Source organism: Neptunomonas antarctica (assembly GCF_001305295.1).
Taxonomy (GTDB): domain Bacteria; phylum Pseudomonadota; class Gammaproteobacteria; order Pseudomonadales; family Balneatricaceae; genus Neptunomonas; species Neptunomonas antarctica.
Map to the genome: position 1 here is coordinate 91,518 of NZ_LJSI01000021.1, position 17,665 is coordinate 109,182.

A 17,665-nucleotide genomic window follows, 5' to 3' on the forward strand; every position below is an offset into this window, starting at 1 on the left:
TTGATTGTTACTGAGCAGAGAACGGATGAAGAACCTGAGCGATAATCGCTCAGGCGGATTTGATGCCGGCTAATGTGCTGAAGGATATCTCTTTAGCGGTATTCAGGAAATCAACCATGAATTCAGAGTTTTTCTGGTCTTCACGGATCGCTGCATACAAGGTGCACCACACACCTTTTTCGCCTAAAGGCCTGGCGGTTACATAGTCGCGCTGTAAGTACTCATGTAATGTCCAGTTAGGCAGGGCAGCAACGCCACGGCCACTGGCTACCAGTTGCAGAATCATTAAAGTAAGCTCGGCGGTACGAATAGCGGCCGGTTCAACACCGGCGGGGTCAAGAAACCGGGTAAACAGGTCGAGCCGGTTTTGATCAACGGGGTAGGTGATAACCGTTTCTTTAGCCAGATCTTGCGGGTGTATGCATTTACGCGCTATCAGGCGATGCCGCTTGCCAATCGCGAGTACTGATTCATAGCTGAACAGGGGTATGTAGATGATGCCGTTGCGATCTTCGGGATCGGAGGTGATCACCAGATCCAGATCGCCTCTTACCAGTGCGGGTAGTGGCTGAAATGTAAATCCGCTCGATAAATCCATTTCAATTTCAGGCCAGTTCTGGCGGAAATGATCAATCGTTGGCATGAGCCAGTCGAAGCAGCTATGGCAGTCAATACTGATGTTTAGCCGGCCGGTTTCACCGCCTGCCAGGCGAGCAATATCCCGTTCCGTATTTCTTATCATCGGGAGCACTTCTTCGGCCAGTGTTAGTAAACGCTGTCCAGCCGAGGTAAAGCAAAGAGGCTTGGTTTTACGAATGAAAAGAGAGCAGTTAAGCCGGTCTTCAAGATCTTTGATTTGGTGTGAAAGAGCAGACTGTGTCAAATGTACGCGTTCTGCCGCTTCAACCAGACTACCTGCATCCCTTAGGGCTGAAAGCGTTTTGAGATGTCGTAATTCAATCATACATCTGTCCTGAAATGGCCGGTGGCGTGTCACATCGACACAGTGTCGGCATAAAGGGAGAGCTACGGCCAATGCTGAGAGCTATTGACCGTATCTTATTATTTGACCAGCAAGAATTCCAGTAATGCTTTTTGGGCATGCAAACGATTTTCTGCTTCATCAAAGACGACGGATCTGGGATCTTCCATCATGTCATGGCTGACCTCTTCTCCGCGGTGTGCAGGCAGGCAATGCATAAAAATAGCATCGCTATCGGCCAAATCCATCAAGGCGGTGTTTACCTGATAACCGTCGAAGCGTTTGAGGCGTGTTTCTTGTTCATCTTCCTGACCCATTGACGCCCAGACATCGGTAACAATCAGGTGAGAGCCCTTTACTGCTTTGGCAGGGTCTCTGAAAATAGTCACACGGTCTTGATTTTCTGCTACGAGTGTCGCATCCGGATCAAATCCTTCAGGGCAGGCAATGTGTAGATTGAAATCTAATAATACGGCTGCATTAATATAGGACTGGCACATGTTGTTACCATCGCCAATCCAAGTCACTGTTTTACCCTGAATATCACCTCGATGCTCAAAAAAGCATTGCATGTCAGCTAATAACTGACAAGGGTGGTAATCATCTGTTAATGCATTAATCACAGGTACTTTGGAATACTTGGCAAACGTCTCGATGATGTCATGACTGAATGTCCTGATCATCACCACATCGACCATGCTGGAAATAACGCGGGCAGAATCCTCTACCGGTTCGCCGCGTCCCAGTTGAGTATCGCGCGACGATAAAAACATCGCGTGTCCACCCAATTGAGCCATGCCTGCTTCGAACGAAACGCGTGTGCGCGTTGATGATTTTTCGAAAATCATCGCCATCACTTTGTTCGTCAAAGGTTCGTGTACTTCGCCTCTATTACGCATGGCTTTAAGTTCGGTGGCGCGATTAATAATCTGTTTTAGCTCTTCGGACGTAAGGTCGAGAAGTGTTAAAAAATGTCTTGGGTTCATATACTTTATGCCGTCGTATCGGCTTCCATGTTGTACCAGAACTAATCTTTAGTTTCTGGGTTTTGAACGCTCATCTGCTGCGTATATTTTGATTAATTTCGAAAGCGTATTAACCATTAAATCTGCTTCAATATCTGTCATGATCAGTGGTGGCAATAAACGGATAACATGCCCGCCCCCTGTGATATTCAGCAAGATACCTTTTACTTTAGCCAGCACCGCCAGTTCAGGGCCAGCTTCGCTAAGCTCAATACCGATCATTAACCCTTTGCCGCGGATATCTTTAACATACTCCATATTACCCAGCTGTTCTTCAAAACTACTGAGTATGCGCTGGCCGAGGGTGGCTGCACGATCGCAGAGATTGTCGTTCATAATCGTGTCGGTAACAGCCAGACCAACGGCGCAGGCCAAGGGTGTACCGCCGAATGTAGACCCATGAGAACCAGGGACAAAGGTATTGGCTGCGCGACCTTTAGCGATGCAGGCGCCTATTGGGAAACCGTTTCCTAATCCTTTGGCAGTAGTTACCACATCGGGAATAATATGAGTGTGTTGATAGGCGAAGTAGCGACCTGTACGGCCATTGCCTGTCTGAACTTCGTCTAGCATTAACAACCAGTCGTTGTCGTCACAGATTTCTCTGAGTTGAGCCAGATAATCGTCTGCAGGGATCACGACACCACCTTCGCCGAGAATGGGCTCGACCAGAATAGCAACGACATCTTTATTGTTGGCAGCGATGGCGCGAATAGCATCAATGTTGTTGTAGGCTGCACGTACAAAACCGCTCACCAATGGCTCAAACCCGGCTTGGACTGCCCGGTTTCCGGTCGCACTAAGGGTTGCCATGGTGCGGCCATGAAAAGAACCTTCCATCACAATGATGGCGGGCTTGTCGATGCCTTTGTTGTGTCCGAATTTACGGGCTATTTTGATCGCCGCTTCGTTTGCTTCGGCACCAGAGTTGGAAAAAAATACTTTATCCATCCCTGAAATACTGCTCAGGCGTGAAGCGAGTTGTTCTTGTAACGGAATACTATACAGATTGGATGTGTGTATTAGCTTGCCGGCTTGTTCGCAAATAGCGTGCGTGACGGCCGGGTGTGAATGCCCCAGGCCGCAGACAGCGATCCCTGATAATGTATCTAAATATTTATTACCGTCAGTATCGTAAAGCCAGCAGCCTTCCCCGCGCTCAAAACTGACGGAGAGTCGTTTGTAAGTATTCATTAAAGGCTGGAGTGCCATATTATTCTCTCCCTACAACGAAAAAAGGCAGCTGTGGCTGCCATTTAAAGAACTTCATTCTATTGATAGTCTTCTTTTTTCGCAACTATGGTTGATGATCCGCTTGAAATCCTTAGTAGGAGACACCATAAAATGTCTTATAGCGAGATTATTACACAGATACCCGATGAATTTTTTGACATCTTATCCGAGTAATTTAGTTGGTTATGTGATAATATTTTTTGCAAAGATTAGTAATAAGTCCTTATAACTCCAGAGACTTTGGAAGGTAGAAAAATGAGCGTAATTGACACTATTAAAGAGCAGATCGAGAGCAATACAATCCTGTTATACATGAAGGGTACGCCACGCTTCCCGCAATGTGGGTTTTCATCAAAATCATCAGAAGCTCTGATGGCCTGTGGTGAAAAATTTGCGTTTGTGAATATTCTTGAAAATCAGGAAATTCGTTCTGAGCTGCCTAAATATGCTAATTGGCCTACATTTCCACAGCTGTGGGTTAATGGCGAGCTGGTAGGTGGTTGCGATATTATCTGTGAAATGGCTGAATCAGGTGATTTAGAAGCCTTGGTGAAAGCTGCTGCTGCCGATAAAAGCACTGAAAGCGAGTAATATTTTCATAGGATATCACTTGATGGATATCCTTATTTAGCATTTTAAACCGAACAATATCGGAGAAAGAAAATGGGCGTACTTGTAGGAAAACAGGCTCCTGATTTTACAGCTGCTGCTGTACTGGGCACTGGTGAAATTGTTGATGGTTTCAACCTTAAAGAAGCTATCAAGGGAAAGTGTGGACTGCTGTTTTTTTATCCACTGGATTTTACTTTCGTTTGTCCTTCTGAGCTGATTGCACTTGATCACCGCTTAGGGGCGTTTAAAGAGCGTAATGTAGAAGTTATTGGTGTGTCTATTGACTCTCAGTTCACACATAATGCATGGCGTAACACGCCTATCAACGACGGTGGTATTGGTCCTGTTGGATATACGTTGGTAGCCGATACTAAGCATGAAATATGCAAAGCTTATGATGTTGAGCATGATGCTGGTGTTGCTTTTCGTGGCGTATTCCTGATCGATGAGGCAGGTAATGTTCGTTCGCAGATCGTTAATGATTTGCCATTAGGCCGCAACATGGATGAGTTGATCCGTTTAGTTGATGCCTTGCAGTTCCATGAAGAGCACGGTGAAGTTTGTCCAGCCGGTTGGACTAAAGGCGATAAAGGTATGAATGCCTCTCCGGATGGCGTTGCGAAATATCTGTCAGAAGAGTCTGATAAACTGTAATTATCTCTAAAACAGATAAAACCCGTACTTGAAAAAGCGCGGGTTTTTTTTGTTCATTTTTTATCAGGCAGTTACGTGCTCTGGGTTTTCAGATAACTCATGAGCGTAGCGTTTGACGAATATCAGCCAGCAAAAAGGGGATAGATCCGACAGGATTATCCCCTTTTCTGTCTCTGGTATCTGGCCAATAAGGCGCGTGTTTATCGCGTTAATGACGCAGAAAAGAGGTTATTCATCATGGTCTTGTAGTGCTAATACCATGTCCCAGCCGCCCAGATCTTTCCAGCGGTTAATGATGCCACAAAATAGCTCTGCTGTTTTTTCTGTGTCATATAGCGCCGAATGTGCCAGTCTGGCATCAAATGGAATGCCCGCTACTTCGCATGCTTTCGCGAGTACGGTTTGTCCATAAGCTAAACCCGCCAGCGTCGCTGTATCAAACGTTGAAAAAGGGTGAAAAGGATTACGTTTTATGTCTGCGCGTGATGCTGCTGCGTTAACAAAGCCTTGGTCAAATGATGCGTTGTGTCCTACCAGAATGGCTCGTTTGCATCCATGTGCTTTTACCGCTCTGCGAATCGGCGTGAAGATGTGTTCCATTGCATCAATTTCAGGAACCGATTCCCGGTTAGGGTCATACGGGTCGATGCCCGTAAAATCAAGGGCGGCTTTTTCCAGATTGGCACCTTCAAAAGGTTCAACTTCTGCCATAAAGCTCTGGTCAATAATCAGATACCCTTGTTCATCCATGGTCAGGGTTACCGCCGCAATTTCCAGAAGTGCATCTGTGCGGGAATTAAAACCAGCCGTTTCTACATCTATTACCACGGGTAGATAACCGCGAAAGCGCTCAGCCATCAACTGAGAGATTATGTTATTACTCAAAAGGAATCCTTAACAATGACTGCTTGAAATGTTTTTTTATTCAGGACATTCTAGCAGCCTGAATTGTTGTTAGCCAAACAGAAGTGCTACTAATAAGCATTAAGCCTTCCCGTCGATATTGATTTGTACGTGGTTTTGCTCTGGGATTATTGTCTGGATTATGAAATTAAGACTTAAGTTATTCTTTTTATTGATTTTTTTGTGTTCGTCTTCGATGTCTTATGCGCTGACTTTTATGGCAGATATCGATCAGTCTAAATGGAATGTGGAAGCCTCTCAGTTTTTTTGTCGGCTTGAGCAGGTTGTGCCTTCTTACGGTATAGCCCGGTTTTTTCATGAAGCTGGAGAAAAAGTGGTATTTAAACTAGAGCCAACGCAAAAAGAGAGTATGGCTGGAGTGGTTAGATTGGTTGCTGAAGCTTCGCCATGGCAGCCTGGAATGGCACCTGAAATCATAGGGACGGTAAAAGTTAAAGCTGATGATAAGCAGATCAGCGTGAAATCTGACTATGCAGGTGAAATGCTGATTGCATTGTATCGAGGGATGTCGCCTACTTTTACTATTAATGGTTGGCTTGGATCTGACGAAGTTTTACGTGTGGCGTTGTCTGCTGCTAATTTTCAAAAATCTTATAACGACTATATTGAATGCGTTGATCGTCTTCTTCCTGTTAATTATAGGCAGGTAGCCAGAACAGCGGTCTTGTTTCCTCCGGCTCAATGGCGTCTGTCTGATTCGACAAAAGAACGATTGGATTTGATAGTCCAGTATATTAAAGCAGATAACAAGGTGGCTTCGGTTTATGTTGACGGCCATTCGGATAACGCTGGTCGTCGGTTATTAAACCGTGATCTATCAAAGCAACGTGCGGAAGAGGTGACGCGTTATCTGGCAGCTCAGGGGCTGGACGAAAAAGTTATTACGACGCGCTATCATGGTGAGCGCTATCCGGTTGTTGCAAATACGTCTGCTTCCAATCGTGCTCGTAATCGCCGCGTGACGATTCGCCTTGAACGAAATTGATGATGTGTTTCTTCTGTATAAGAGCTGCTACAATATTGCGCTTTAAAATGTTTATTCGATCTGTCGTGTGAGTGCACGGCAGATATTCAGTGGAGTTGATTGATGTCCGATATTAAAAAAGTAGTACTGGCTTATTCTGGTGGATTGGATACATCGGTTATCGTCCGCTGGTTGCAGGAAACTTATAATTGCGAAGTCGTTACTTTTACTGCTGACCTTGGTCAGGGCGAAGAAGTAGAGCCCGCGCGTGCTAAAGCGGAAGCATTGGGCGTAAAAGAAATCTATATTGATGATCTGCGTGAAGAATTCGTACGTGATTTCGTTTTTCCAATGTTCCGTGCTAATACGATTTACGAAGGTGAATACCTGCTGGGGACTTCAATCGCGCGGCCTTTGATTGCTAAGCGTTTGATTGAAATAGCTAATGAAACAGGCGCTGATGCTATTTCCCATGGGGCAACCGGTAAGGGTAATGATCAGGTCCGTTTTGAACTGGGTGCTTATGCACTTAAGCCGGGTGTTGCTGTTATTGCGCCATGGCGCGAGTGGGATCTGACGTCGCGTGAAACGCTAATGGCATATTGTGAAGAGCATAATATTCCGGTTGATTTCTCAGGCGGTAAGAAAAAATCACCTTACTCTATGGATGCTAACCTGCTTCATATCTCTTATGAAGGTGGTGTTCTTGAAGAGCCGTGGGCTGAAGCAGAAGAAGATATGTGGCGCTGGACGGTTGCTCCTGAGCAAGCACCTGACGAACCAACCTATATCGAGCTGACCTATGTTAACGGTGATATTACAGCTATTAATGGCGAAGTGTTATCTCCTGCGACGGTTTTAGAAAACCTGAATAAGATAGGTGGTGCTAACGGTATCGGTCGTTTGGATATTGTGGAAAACCGTTTTGTCGGTATGAAAGCGCGCGGTTGTTATGAAACACCGGGTGGTACCATCATGATGAAAGCACATCGTGCTATCGAATCCATCACACTGGATCGCGAAGCAGCGCATCTGAAAGATGAATTAATGCCACGTTATGCTAAGCTGATTTATAATGGCTTCTGGTGGTCTGAAGAGCGTAAAATGCTGCAGCAGATGATTGATTATAGCCAGCGTTATGTGAACGGTGATGTTCGCTTGAAGCTGTATAAAGGTAACGTGATCGTTGTTGGCCGCCGCTCAGACGATAGTTTGTTTGATGAAAGCATTGCCACCTTTGAAGATGATGCTGGCTCATATAATCAGAAAGATGCAGAAGGCTTCATCAAACTGAATGCGTTGCGTATGCGTATCGCCTCCAGTAAAGGCCGGAATTTACTTGAAGACTAAATATCTAAAGTGAAGGATGATAAAAACCCGCACCTTAGCGGGTTTTTTTGTATAAAAAGCGTTTTTCTAATAGGCTGATTTGTATTAATTTATTTTCTAAAGATACGAGTGCATGACGAATAGCCGTTTCGGAAAATCTGTCTTGATTGTCGACTATAAGCTTGATGAATTATCTGGGCTAAGAAATATCGTGTCGGGTTTGGGGTTTGAGAAAATAGAAGCGGCTTCTTCTGTCAATATGGCGATGAGTTACCTGAGGGAAGAATCTTTTGATCTTGTGTTGATTGCCTATGATTTGGGTAAAACCGAGAAGAATGGCCTGCAGGTTATTCAAGAAGTTTATGCAGAAAAGCTACGTCTTTTTCAAACATTATTTTTACTTATTGTCGATGCTGGTCCCTCTTCATTATTAGTGGGTTCACTGGAAAGTGCGCCCAATGCTTATATTTCACGCCCTTATGAGCGCGCTAAAATTCAGAATCTTCTGGAAAAACTATTGCGAGTCAAGAAGGCAGTCGTGCGTGTTGATGAATCCATGGATAGTGGTGATTGGAATCGCGCGTTAGAATACTGCACTCGATTGATTGATATTTATCCTGGATTGAAAGTTTATCTGGAGCGCCTGCAAGGGATTTGTTTGCTTGAGTCTGAGCGTTATAGGGATGCGGAAGTACTCTTTGCTGGTCTGGTAACCTCCCGTAAACAGGTATGGGCTCAGGTAGGTCAGGGTATGGCTTATTATTTTATGGGCTATCATTCGAAAGCTGTTGATGTCTTGCAGCAAGTCGTAGATCAGCAGCATATCTCTGTTGAGGCTTATACCTGGTTGGCGAGAAGCCTGCAGGTGTTAGGTAATTTGTCGCAGTCTGTTTTACTGATGCGTAAGGCGGTGATGTTACAGCCTTCTGTGCCGCAGTTGCAGTCTGAAATGGGAAATATGGCGGCCTATGCTGAGGATTGGGTGCTGGCTGTTGATGCTTTTCGTGCTGTTATTAAATATTCCCGCTACTCTGTATTCCAGAATCCTGACCACTATTTCGCGCTTGTGCGGTGTCTTATTGCTCGTTATCAGATTAAAAAAGAAAACCTTGCCGAGTTTGAACTCGAAGCTATAAGAGCCATGGAAGATGTTATCAGAGATTTCGTAAGTGATATCAGTGTCCAGTTTCGGGCGCATCTGGTTATCGCTGAATTGCGGGAAGTGTTGGGAAATACTGTTTTGGCGCAAGCAGAATTAAAACAAGCACTGGGCCTCTTTGAGCAGTTGCCGGTTGATGAGCAGTGGCGTTGGTTAGATTGGATAGTGGATGCTTCTGAAGGTAAAGTTATAGCGGAGCCTGTGAAAACCTTAAAATCACAGTTGCTGCATAACGAACATCCAGAGCCTTGGGTCGTGTTAATGAAAAGCGGATTGCAGCAGTATCAGAAGGGTGAGCTTGAGACGGCATGCGAAAGTTTTCGACAGGCTGATTTTGCACAGGCCGAGTCTGTTGCTGTCGTATTGAATCTTGCTCAGGCGACCCTGGAGCTGAAAGCTAAGGATAGCAGTGAGCTGTCCATGAGGCACTGGGTTGATTGTCTGGTGCGATTGAATCGTCTGAACTACGGTGCTTTTTCACTAAAGCAGCAAAAGCGTTATAAAACGCTGATGCAGCGTTATTCAGCCATTCAAATACAAACAGACACGGGTTAGTTTATAGCCAAGACTCATCATCAGAAAGAATGGAGGTGTTTTCATCCTCGCTTTGTGAATCGTCATCGTCTTTGTTAATCAGTTTACGTGCCAATTTTCGTGTCAGAAGTTTTCTTTGTGCTGCGCTAGGCAAGTCTGTAAAGATAATTAAATTTCGGGAAACCATCAGTTCAACGAGATCTTCAACAATTCGAGCAATGTTAGTATCTGATTGATCCAGATAAGCATCGGGTGTCATATCACCATTCATCGACAAAAAAGCCATAACTTCCGGATTTTTCAGGTCGACGACCTCCGCCCCTTCTTGAAGTGTTTCTGATAAGCTGGTAATTCTACCAGCGGTATTACGAAGTACATATAGCATAAATTATTCTACTTTCAGTCACTTGGTTACATGTTAGTATGTAGCCTTTAATGGATATTGGTCAAGAAAATGGATGTAGTACAAGACCCTCTTCTCAATTGTTTAGTTCACCTTAGTCAGCAAAACCATCGTCCTATGTCTGCAGATGTTCTGAAAGACGGGTTGCCGCTGGTTAATTATAAGCTAACACCTAAGTTATTTGTCCGGGCTGCTAAAAGAGCAGGCTTCTCCTCACGAATAGTCAAACGTGATTTATCAGATCTATCGCTTCTGACATTGCCGGTTGTATTACTGCTTAATAATGATCAGGCCTGTATTCTTCAGGAAGTGGATAAAGAAACAGGTGACGCCATTATTATTCAGCCCGAAAGCGGCGGTGCTCACCAGTTGTCTATGGTGGATTTGAAAAATGAATATTCAGGTTGTGCCATTTTTGTGCGTTTGGAATATCGTTTTACAGAAAGGGTTTCTCGCGTATTAGACCAGCAAGAAGGGCATTGGTTTTGGGGGACTATTTGGCGCTCAGCAAAAATCTATAGAGATGTGCTGGTTGCTTCATTTCTTATTAATCTATTCGTTCTGGCTAATCCTCTATTTGTTATGAATGTTTACGATAGAGTGGTGCCTAATAATGCAATAGAAACACTGTGGGTTTTAGGGATTGGTGTTTTTGTTGTTTATATGTTTGATTTCGGCCTTAAAATGTTACGTGCTTATTTTATCGAATTGGCAGGTAAAAAAACCGATATATTATTGTCATCAATGCTCTTTGAAAAGGTGATGTCATTACAATATGGGTCGATGCCACGTTCAGTAGGGGCTTTTTCAAATAATTTACGTGAATTTGAGAGCATTCGCGTATTTCTTAGTTCTAGTACTAATGCTGCTTTGATCGATCTTCCTTTTTCCGTAATTTTTCTTATTGTTATTGCTATGCTGGGTGGCCCACTGGTTATTGTGCCGTTAATTGGGGTCCCTGTTATTATTATCTATTCATTGTTTATTACCGGAAAACTGAAGGTAGCCGTAGAGAAAACGTTTGCCTCATCAGCGCAGAAAAATGCAACGCTGGTTGAGTGCCTTACTGCCATGGAAACAGTGAAAACGCAACGCGCATCATCTGCGCTTCAGCTTCGTTGGGAGCAGGCTGTCGGTTATATTGCGAAGTGGGGATTGCAGGCGAAAATGCTGTCTGGTTCAGTAATGAATTTTGCAGGATTTGTGACACAGATGTGCTCAGTGTCGCTGGTAATATATGGCGTTTATTTAATTGCTGAACGTGAATTGTCCATGGGGGCGCTAATTGCCTGCGTTATGCTTTCGGGGCGCGTACTTCAGCCGATGTCTCAGGTGGCAGGTTTAGTCACTAATTTTCATCAATCGCGAACCGCACTGGAAACTCTCGATAATATTATGAAACTCCCTGACGAGAGGGATAAAGATCGTCAATTTGTACATCGTCCAGAATTAAAAGGGAAAGTCGAGTTTAAAAATGTGTTTTTTAAGTACCCGGGTGCCGAGCAGGCTTCTTTGGAGAAGGTCTCTTTTACGCTTAAACCTGGAGAGAAAGTGGCGTTGATTGGACGCATTGGCTCTGGTAAAACCACAATAGAAAAACTGATGATGGCGCTGTATAAACCGGATGAAGGGTCAATCAGGCTGGATGATATAGATCTGAACCAGATAGACCCTGTCGATCTGCGTAGACATATCGGTTATGTGCCTCAGGATATTATGCTCTTTGATGGCACTGTAAGAGATAACATTGTTATGGGTTCACCCGAAGTGGGCGATGATGTTCTTTTAGAAGTCGCCGAATTGGCAGGTGTTGGTCAGTTCGTGAATCGTCATCCTTTAGGGTTTGATTTGCCTGTTGGTGAACGTGGAGCGGCTCTTTCTGGCGGCCAGCGCCAAGCAGTTGCCATTGCGAGGGCATTGATTCATAAGCCTGCTATTTTGATTTTGGATGAGCCGACTAACTCGATGGATAATGCGTCCGAAGAGTACATACGTAAGCAGCTTGAATCTTATGGGGAGGGGAGAACCCTTATGCTGGTTACGCATAAAATGTCCCTGCTTTCATTAGTTGATCGGATTATCGTCATGGATGGAGGCTTGGTTGTTGCTGACGGACCTAAAGCCGTTGTTCTTGATGCCCTGAAGCAGGGTCGGTTGCATATTCAACGTTAAGGAATCGGTATGAGTCAGAACCAGAAAATATCTCCAGATGATCTACTTTATATGCCCAGTGTGAGCGAAGCGCTTCTGGAGCAAGCACCTAAAGGTGCCCGAACGCTATTATGGGGTATGGTTGCTTTCATATGTATTGCGATTGCGTGGGCTAATTGGGCTTCACTGGATGAAATAAGCAGGGGCGATGGCGAAATAATTCCTTCTAAGCAACTGCAGGTTGTGCAGAATCTTGAAGGCGGCATTATTTCAGAAATTTTGGTGTCAGAAGGCGAGCTTGTTGAGAAGGGGCAAGTTCTGCTACGTATAGATGACACACGCTTTGCTAGCTCGTTTAAAGAAAATAAGGTTCGTGAGCTCGAATTGCTTGCTAAAGCCGCCAGGTTAAAAGCAGAAGCAGTAGGGAAACCTTTCGTTATTCCTGATGACTTCCCCGATGAATATCGCTCTTTAATTTTACAAGAGCAAAACTTACATACTGCAAGAAAAAATGAATTAAACGCCACGTTGGATATCCTGGGGCAGCAGGTTGCTCAAAAACGTCAGGAGTTACGTCAGGCGGAGTCTAAGAAGACTCAACTGTCGCGTAGTTATGGGCTGTTAAACCGCGAGGTTACAATCACCCGACCCTTAGTCAGTGAGGGTGTTATTTCTGAGGTTGAGTTTTTGCGCTTGAAGCGTCAGCTGAATGATCTTGCTGGTGAGCTTGACGGTATTCGTCTGAGTATTCCGCGAATTGATGCTGCATTAAATGAAACCCAGCAAAAGCTAGCCGAAGCTGAATTACAGTTTATTAGTGTTGCCAGAGCAGAGTTAAATGAAGTCTTATCTGAGGCTGCGCGATTAAAAGAGGCGTTGGGAGGTATGCAAGATAAAATCACGCGTACTGAGGTTCGGTCGCCAGTAAAAGGGACGGTCAAGCAGCTTTTAATTAATACAGTAGAAGGTGTTATTCAGCCGGGTGATGAACTGATTAATATTATTCCCTGGGAAGATACTTTATTAGTAGAGGCTAAATTAAAACCCTCTGATATTGCTCAGGTAAACACCGGACAAAAAGCTATTATTAAAGTATCGGCATATGATTTTGGCATTTACGGTGGTGTTGATGCTAAGGTAATGTTTATCTCGCCAAGTACGGTATTAGATGAAGAGGGAATGCCGCATTATATTGTCCGTTTGAAAACTGATAGGCCTTATATTGGGAAAGATGAAACTCGTTTGCCGCTTATTAGTGGTATGACCGTCGGAGTCGATATACTCACGGGCAAGAAAACGGTGATGGATTATATTCTGAAACCTATTCTTAAGGGTAAAAACCGTGCATTAACAGAACGTTAAGTTACATAGTGCTAATGTTTTTGGCTGTGTACTTACATTCCGTAATATAAATAGGGCGCTATAAAATGGCAAATTTAGTTTTTTCAACTATATTGCTGGAATGATGATAGTTGTAATTAATGGAATATTAAAATGAAGCTGTACATTGTTTCTGACAATAAGGAAGTTAAATCACGCTGGGCTAGTTTCGCGGGGGATAATTCAATTGAAATTATTGACGCTGATCAGTTATTATTGCAAAAAATTGATGTTAAAGGCTGTGGCCTGATTCATGTTAATTCAATAAAAAGCAATATTTTAGATTTAGTTTGTTCGCAACAAATGAATGTCCAATGGATTGCATTAACTGATAACCCTAATGATGCTGAGGGACTTGGTTTTTTACAGCAAGGATTTCGCGGCTATATTAATACCTATGTAACCGCATCGATATTTCGTGAGCTTCTTGAAGTGATAAGGAGGCGCGATATTTGGGCTGGACCCTCTATTACTCAGATGTTACTAAAACAGTTTTTAGTGAGCCCTGATCGGGTAGCCGCTGCGCCGTTAACATTAGATTGTGAAGAATACAGTTTTACGACAAGAGAAGAAGAGGTGCTCGATTCTCTTATCACTGGTGCTTCGAATAAAGAGATTGCACGAAAGCTGGGCATTACCGAACGAACAGTAAAAGCGCATGTAGCGTCGCTTTTAAGTAAAACAGATACAAAAGACCGTCTGTTGTTAATTCTTAAATTAGCACAGCAAACGGTATAATCATCAATTATCAGGAGACCTAGCGATGTTTAAAAGGACCTTTTTAGCGTTAATTATTGTGATTAGCCCCGTGGAATCGATCTATGCAAGCCAGTTGGTAGATGTTGTCACACAGGCGGTGTTGTCCAGTCCAGAGGTCAAAAGGAGTATGGATGCACGCAATGCTATTTATGAAGAAGTACGTCAGGCGCAAGGTGGATTTTATCCGACAATTGATATAGCAGCAGGTGCCGGGTATGAGTGGACGAAGAATACAACGACCGCTAATGCCGGAGATGGAGATGCCGAATTACAGCGCAGTGAAGCGAGCGTTAGTTTGCGTCAGATGTTGTTTGATGGTTTTTTGACAGGCAGCGAAGTTAATCGTCAAGCGTTTCGTTTAGAAGCCGGAAATCATCACCTCAGAGAAGTATCTGAAGCAAAAGCACTGGAAGTCACCCGCGCTTATCTTGAAGTGATAAAACGTCAGGAATTACAGAATCAAGCCAGCGAAACACTTTATAATCATGTACGAGTCTATGATCAGATACGTAGGCGCTCTGAATCTGGGTTAGGCACATTGGCTTCTATCCAGCAGGCACAAGGGCGTTTGGCGCTGGCTGAAGTGAATTTACTTTCGGCTGAAAATAACCTGCGTGATGCGCAAGTTTCGTTTCGTCGGCTTACAGGAGAAAAAGCTCCGGAAGTTCTTGAAATACCCGCGTTCGATTTGACCGCTCTTCCTGCGTCATCGTCTGACTCTGTGGAGCGGGCGATGTTAAATCATCCTACACTAAAATTGGCAAAAGCTGATGTTCAGGCTGCTGAAGCTCAATATGATTCAGCGCGGAGTTTGTTGTATCCAAAGGTGAATTTTGAAGTAGATCGTAGCTGGAATAACAATATTGATGGCGTTGAAGGAGATAACGAAGATCTGACCGCGATGTTCCGACTGCGTTATAACCTGTATAACGGCGGCAGTGATAAAGCACGTATTCGCCAGACACGTCATCAGATAAATGAAGCTCGGGGTGTTCAGGATAATGCGAATCGTCAGGCCATCGAAAGCGTTGAGTTATCCTGGAATGCTTATGAAATATTGGGTCGCCAATTGGCATTTTTTGAGCAGCATGTGAATGCAAGTACGCAAACGCGTGACTCCTATCTGAAGCAGTTTAATATAGGGCAACGCTCATTATTGGATTTGCTGGATACCGAAAACGAAGTATTTGCTTCTAAGAACGCTATGATTGCAGCTAAATATGATTACCTGCTTGCTCAGTATCGTTTGATCAATGGCACGGGTGAAATGCTGGATTTACTTAAAGTAGATCTTGAGCCGTTAGCTTCGACTTCTTTGGAAGGCGAAAAATCAATGACGGAGCAGACTGTACCTAAATCATAATCTGAATTTTCCCTGCTTGTGGTGGGGAGTTTGCAATATAAAGGTATCGCCGATAAAATCGCGCGTGCTTGAGTCTTTGAAAGGGTTGCTGAGAAGCGGCCCTTTTTCGTTTATATAGGTCATTATGAAATCACATAAAATTTTACAAGCGCCTGTACCGATGCGTTGGGTCGGGCCTCTGAAAATTTCAGGGCATGTGCTAGATGAGAAAATCAGTGTTCCTTTGGCCACCTATGAAACGCCTTTATGGCACTCTGTTGGCCGGGGTGCACGTGTCTCTGTATTAACAGAGGGCATCAAAACGACGGTGATTGATGAGCGAATGACGCGTTCTATTTTACTGGAAGGCGATGATGCTCTGGCTGCTCATTTGGCGGTAGAGTCGATTAAGTCCCGACGTGATGATCTGAATGAAGTCGTTTCTACCTCTAGTCGCTTTGCTAAATTGATTGATATGCACAGCCAGATAGTCGGTAATTTAATTTATCTTCGTCTTGAATTCAGTACGGGCGATGCGTCAGGTCATAACATGGTGACCAATGCTGCCGATAAAATTATTCCCTGGCTACTGACTGAATACCCGCAGCTACGTTACTCGTCTATTTCGGGTAATTATTGCTCTGATAAGAAAGCGACGGCTGTTAATGGGATTCTTGGGCGTGGAAAATACGTTATCAGTGAGATTTTGATTCCGCGTGAGCTGTGTGAACGCCGTTTATTAACAACCCCTGAAAAAATTGTTGATCTGAATATAAAAAAGAATCTGATCGGCACTATGATCGCGGGTGGGTTACGCAGTGCTAATGCGCACTTTGCTAATATGTTATTAGGTTTTTATCTGGCAACAGGGCAGGATGCAGCCAATATCATTGAAGGGTCTCAGGGCATTGTGCACGCGGAAGTACGTGACGGTGATCTGTATTTTTCATGTACGCTTCCTAATTTGATAGTAGGTAGTGTGGGTAATGGTAAAGGCATCGACTTTGTAGAGGAAAATCTGTCAAAACTCGGATGTAAAGAGGCCCGTCAACCCGGTGAAAATGCGCGTCGTTTAGCCGCTATTTGTGCAGCAACCGTGTTATGTGGGGAGCTTTCTTTGCTGGCCGCGCAGACTAATCCGGGTGAGTTGATGCAAGCACACCTGAAATTGGAACGCTAATGACTGATCCGACAAATGACAGAAAAATCGAGCATATTCGCGCCTTTGATCGTGACCCGGCGATAGAGCGGGATGCCCGCTATTTTGATAGAATTCATTTGTTGCACCGTGCTTTGCCTGAGCTGGATCTTGCAGATGTAGATGCGTCGGTAAAACTGTTTGGAAAAACCCTGAGCTTTCCGTTGCTGATCTCTTCAATGACGGGCGGTAATCATGAACTGGTCAGAAAAATAAACATGAATCTGGCGTTGGCCGCAGAGCATTGCCAGGTGGCGATGGGAGTGGGGTCTCAGCGTGTTATGTTTGTTGATGAACAGGCCAGGGCGAGCTTTGAGCTAAGACAATATGCACCTTCGACGGTATTGATCAGTAATGTGGGTGCTGTGCAGCTTAATTATGGTTTCACTGCACGAGAGTGTCAGATGGCTGTTGATGCGTTAGGGGCTGATGCTCTGTATTTACATTTGAACCCGTTGCAGGAAGCCGTGCAGCCAGAAGGTGATACTAACTTCAAAGGGTTGGCCGCAAAAATTACTGATCTATGTGCCAATCTATCGGTTCCGGTTATGCTGAAAGAGGTCGGCTCGGGGTTGTCACCAGCAGATGTTCAGTTGGGTTTGCAGGCAGGCATTCGTTATTTCGATATTGCCGGTAGCGGCGGTACGTCGTGGAGCCGAATTGAGCACCAGCGCCGGAGCAATCCGCAGGATAGTCTGGGGTTGACGTTTCAGGATTGGGGTATCCCTACCCCCCTGGCGCTTAAATTGATGGATCCTTATCAGTCACAAGCTACTTTTGTAGCGAGTGGTGGTGTAAGGGATGGGATTGATATGGTGAAATCTGTTATACTCGGCGCCTCGATTTGTGGAGTGGCGGCTCCGTTATTACACCCCGCCATGGAGTCGGCAGACGCTGTTATAGACGTGATTGAACGTTTACGTCGTGAGTTTATAACAGCGATGTTTTTACTGGGAACGCCTGATGTGGCGTCGTTATTCAGGAACCAAAATCTCATTCTTGAAGAACGTTGAGGA

The 17,665-nt window shown here is 44.5% G+C and carries 16 protein-coding genes; 11 read left to right on the forward strand and 5 right to left on the reverse strand.

What is annotated here, in order from left to right; translation table 11 throughout:
• Positions 1–49: 49 nt before the first annotated feature.
• From Nant_RS02910 to Nant_RS02920, 3 genes are all read right to left on the reverse strand, one after another.
• The gene (locus tag Nant_RS02910; RefSeq protein ID WP_054340149.1) at positions 50–964 is read right to left on the reverse strand and encodes a LysR family transcriptional regulator; all 915 of its coding nucleotides are present in this window, start codon (positions 962–964) and stop codon (positions 50–52) included.
• Positions 965–1,062: 98 nt separating this feature from the next.
• A complete protein-coding gene (gene argF, locus Nant_RS02915) occupies positions 1,063–1,968 on the reverse strand; it encodes an ornithine carbamoyltransferase (RefSeq protein ID WP_054340150.1) in 906 nt (301 codons plus the stop codon).
• Between the two features lie 48 nt (positions 1,969–2,016).
• Positions 2,017–3,219, reverse strand: coding sequence for an aspartate aminotransferase family protein (locus Nant_RS02920; protein ID WP_054340151.1), 1,203 nt, complete (start codon positions 3,217–3,219; stop codon positions 2,017–2,019).
• A 276-nt stretch (positions 3,220–3,495) separates the two neighbouring features.
• Between Nant_RS02920 and grxD the strand changes: the two genes are divergently transcribed.
• Positions 3,496–3,831 carry a Grx4 family monothiol glutaredoxin gene (gene grxD, locus Nant_RS02925; protein ID WP_054340152.1) on the forward strand — a complete coding sequence of 112 codons (336 nt, stop codon included), beginning with the start codon at positions 3,496–3,498 and terminating at the stop codon, positions 3,829–3,831.
• Positions 3,832–3,903: 72 nt separating this feature from the next.
• A complete protein-coding gene (locus Nant_RS02930) occupies positions 3,904–4,506 on the forward strand; it encodes a peroxiredoxin (protein ID WP_054340153.1) in 603 nt (200 codons plus the stop codon).
• Between the two features lie 228 nt (positions 4,507–4,734).
• Here Nant_RS02930 and rnt read toward each other — a convergent pair whose 3' ends face one another.
• A complete protein-coding gene (rnt, locus tag Nant_RS02935; RefSeq protein ID WP_054340154.1) occupies positions 4,735–5,364 on the reverse strand; it encodes a ribonuclease T in 630 nt (209 codons plus the stop codon).
• Positions 5,365–5,551: 187 nt separating this feature from the next.
• Between rnt and Nant_RS02940 the strand changes: the two genes are divergently transcribed.
• The 3 genes from Nant_RS02940 (at position 5,552) to Nant_RS02950 (ending at position 9,437) form a co-directional block, all read left to right on the forward strand.
• On the forward strand, positions 5,552–6,415 hold the full coding sequence (locus Nant_RS02940) for a flagellar protein MotY (RefSeq protein WP_054340155.1): 864 nt from the start codon (positions 5,552–5,554) through the stop codon (positions 6,413–6,415).
• 102 nt (positions 6,416–6,517) lie between these two features.
• Positions 6,518–7,744, forward strand: a complete 1,227-nt coding sequence (locus Nant_RS02945; protein WP_054340156.1) for an argininosuccinate synthase — start codon at positions 6,518–6,520, stop codon at positions 7,742–7,744.
• Between the two features lie 112 nt (positions 7,745–7,856).
• Entirely contained in the window at positions 7,857–9,437 is a 1,581-nt protein-coding gene (locus tag Nant_RS02950) for a response regulator (RefSeq protein WP_054340157.1), read from the forward strand.
• Position 9,438: 1 nt separating this feature from the next.
• Here the strand turns inward: Nant_RS02950 and Nant_RS02955 are convergent, their stop codons facing one another.
• A complete protein-coding gene (locus tag Nant_RS02955) occupies positions 9,439–9,801 on the reverse strand; it encodes a hypothetical protein (RefSeq protein ID WP_054340158.1) in 363 nt (120 codons plus the stop codon).
• Positions 9,802–9,870: 69 nt separating this feature from the next.
• On the opposite strand from Nant_RS02955, the gene Nant_RS02960 reads away from it, so the two are divergent.
• From Nant_RS02960 to fni, 6 genes are all read left to right on the forward strand, one after another.
• Positions 9,871–11,991: a type I secretion system permease/ATPase gene (locus Nant_RS02960; RefSeq protein WP_179078931.1), complete on the forward strand. Its 2,121-nt coding sequence runs from the start codon at positions 9,871–9,873 to the stop codon at positions 11,989–11,991.
• A 9-nt stretch (positions 11,992–12,000) separates the two neighbouring features.
• Complete coding sequence (locus Nant_RS02965) at positions 12,001–13,332, forward strand: HlyD family type I secretion periplasmic adaptor subunit (protein ID WP_054340160.1); 1,332 nt, start codon at positions 12,001–12,003, stop codon at positions 13,330–13,332.
• A gap of 132 nt (positions 13,333–13,464) precedes the next feature.
• Positions 13,465–14,088, forward strand: a complete 624-nt coding sequence (locus Nant_RS21490; RefSeq protein ID WP_054340161.1) for a LuxR C-terminal-related transcriptional regulator — start codon at positions 13,465–13,467, stop codon at positions 14,086–14,088.
• A gap of 25 nt (positions 14,089–14,113) precedes the next feature.
• A complete protein-coding gene (locus Nant_RS02975; RefSeq protein WP_082400036.1) occupies positions 14,114–15,472 on the forward strand; it encodes a TolC family outer membrane protein in 1,359 nt (452 codons plus the stop codon).
• 124 nt (positions 15,473–15,596) lie between these two features.
• On the forward strand, positions 15,597–16,631 hold the full coding sequence (locus tag Nant_RS02980; RefSeq protein ID WP_054340162.1) for a hydroxymethylglutaryl-CoA reductase: 1,035 nt from the start codon (positions 15,597–15,599) through the stop codon (positions 16,629–16,631).
• Positions 16,631–17,662: a type 2 isopentenyl-diphosphate Delta-isomerase gene (gene fni / locus Nant_RS02985; RefSeq protein ID WP_054340163.1), complete on the forward strand. Its 1,032-nt coding sequence runs from the start codon at positions 16,631–16,633 to the stop codon at positions 17,660–17,662. Before Nant_RS02980 ends, fni begins: the two co-directional genes overlap by 1 nt.
• Positions 17,663–17,665: the final 3 nt, after the last annotated feature.